The organism is Candidatus Magnetobacterium casense (assembly GCF_019173545.1).
Lineage (GTDB): Bacteria > Nitrospirota > Thermodesulfovibrionia > Thermodesulfovibrionales > Magnetobacteriaceae > Magnetobacterium > Magnetobacterium cryptolimnobacter.
The window spans coordinates 1-2,292 of record NZ_JABXWD010000487.1; the positions used below are offsets into that span (position 1 = coordinate 1).

Annotated in this window: 1 protein-coding gene; it reads right to left on the reverse strand. The window is 50.2% G+C overall.

Features of this window, described 5'->3' with window-relative positions:
- Positions 1-130: 130 nt before the first annotated feature.
- Positions 131-2,292: hybrid sensor histidine kinase/response regulator (locus HWQ67_RS16685; RefSeq protein WP_218253817.1), on the reverse strand; the 2,162-nt coding region annotated here is incomplete at its 5' end.

Sequence of the window (2,292 nt, forward strand, 5' to 3'; positions counted from 1 at the left end):
TGTTTTTGAAAATGGATTCCCGTTTTCACGGGAATGACAAGAAATGGTATTTTGCGCCCATCTGTGTCATTCCTGCGTAAGCAGGAATCCAGAAAGTGCGAAACCATAGGCTTATTGCTAATTTGCCGGATTACTCCAATGCGATGTTAAGCGACTCCGCGATCCCCTTTAATACTGACACAGCGGCTTTAAAGTCCAGCTTGTCGATACAGACACTCAGTTGGCCGATCTCCTTTTCCCCTGATGCCGATGTCAGGCATGTTCGGTTTTCAGCAAAATACCTCCGTGCCTGCATGGAGTTCTGTCTCAGCAGGATACTCAACTGTATGACAATTGTGACCAGGTCACTGTGCTCAACCGGTGCATCTGCCTTTACAGGTTTCACTTTTTCCGTCAGCGTCTCAAATGTACTGGCCGATTCAAACACCGTTTGCAGTCGCTCCGCCATCCTTTTCAAACACTCGTGCGTCTCTCCATGGGCGTGTATTATAATCAGGTCTTCAAGTTCCCTGACGACGCCAAACAGCTCCATTGCCGATATATTACCCGCCACGCCCTTGAGGCCGTGTGCCAACTCTCTGGCCAACTTGTAATCACGTTGCTCAAGCGCCTTCTCTATGTCATTGACTGCATTAACATTAGTGTCCCTGAAATGTACAAGAATCTTACGTAACAGGTCTCTGTTGCCGCCAATCCTCTCAAGTGCTAATGACACGTCAATACCCGGGAGGTTATCGAGCGGCGTGACTTCCCCCTTTGGCAACGGAGCATGTTCGACGGGGACGTCAGATACCGTAGGCCGCACCCACCTCAGAAGCGCGTCATAGAGGATTTTGAGGTCTATCGGCTTGGAGACGTGGTCGTTCATCCCGGCGGCGTAACACTTATCCTGCTCTACCTTCATCACATGGGCAGTCATTGCAATTATGGGCAGCTCCTCTTTGGATATCCCCTGCCTGATCCTCATTGTTGCCTCAATGCCGTCCATTTCGGGCATCTGTATGTCCATCAGGACGGCGCTATACTTTTGGGGCGCCATCTCTACGGCGCTCACTGCCTCTGAGCCGTTGTTTGCTATGTCAACAACAAGGCCGGCTCTGCTCAGGATCGCAAGGGCAACCTGTTGATTTATGTAGTTGTCTTCCACGAGCAATATTTGTGCGCCTTTGATGCTTGCCAGCTTTGCCCCTTCAGTGTCGCTGCCTTCATGGTGTTTTACCTGGCTTGTTGTATCGTCACTAAAGACCTCAAGCACCGCACTAAACAACGTCGATGGCAGTACCGGTTTTGTTATAAAAGACCGTATCCCAAGTTCTTTGGACTTTTGCCTTACCTTCTCCTTGCCATAGGCGGTTATCATCATTATCACGGGCAATTGGGCCGGATTAAACTCGGACTGTATACACCTCGTTGTCTCAAAGCCGTCCATCCCTGGCATCTTCAGATCGATAAGCAGCAGCCTGTATTGTTGCCGTGCAGGCATCCCGCAGCAACGCCTCAATTCCTCTATCGCCGCCATGCCAGAGTCAACCACCGTTACATTGAAGCAGAACCCCTCCAGGATGCTCCTGAGGATATCCCGTGCGATTTCGTTGTCGTCAACCACCATGACCCTCATGCCGGTAAGGTCGGGGGGAACCATGTTTTTTACCGTATCATGAGGTTGCTGATAGCCTGTCGTTATCGTAAAGGTAAACTCGCTTCCCTTGCCGTACTCGCTCTTTACGCAGATGTCGCCATTCATCATCTCTACCAGTTTCTTGCATATACTCAACCCCAGACCGGTACCACCATACTTACGTGTCGTTGAACTGTCTGCCTGCAAAAATGGCTGAAACAGATAGGGTATCATCTCAGGCATAATGCCAATGCCGGTATCTCTGACGGAAAAACTCAGGGTAACTTCTTTTTCATCCATAGCGGCAACCTTTACCGTAACAATGATATCTCCCTGTTGGGTGAACTTAACCGCATTGCTGAGGAGATTGGCAATCACCTGATTTATCCTCAGCGGGTCGCCGGTGAGCAGGAATGGCACGTCCCTGTCCACGGAAAACATTATCTCTATACCTTTTTCCTCTGCCCTCATGGCCAGCATAGTGGCGATGTTGTCAAGGACGCCGTCGAGGTCAAAGTCGATTATCTCCAGCTCTAACTTGCCGGCCTCTATCTTGGACAGGTCAAGCATGTCGTTGATAATGACCAACAGCGACTTGGCCGATGACTGTATCTTGTTGAGGTAGTCCCTGTGCTTTGGCGTGAGGTCTGACGAAAGCTCCGAGGTGAGCATCA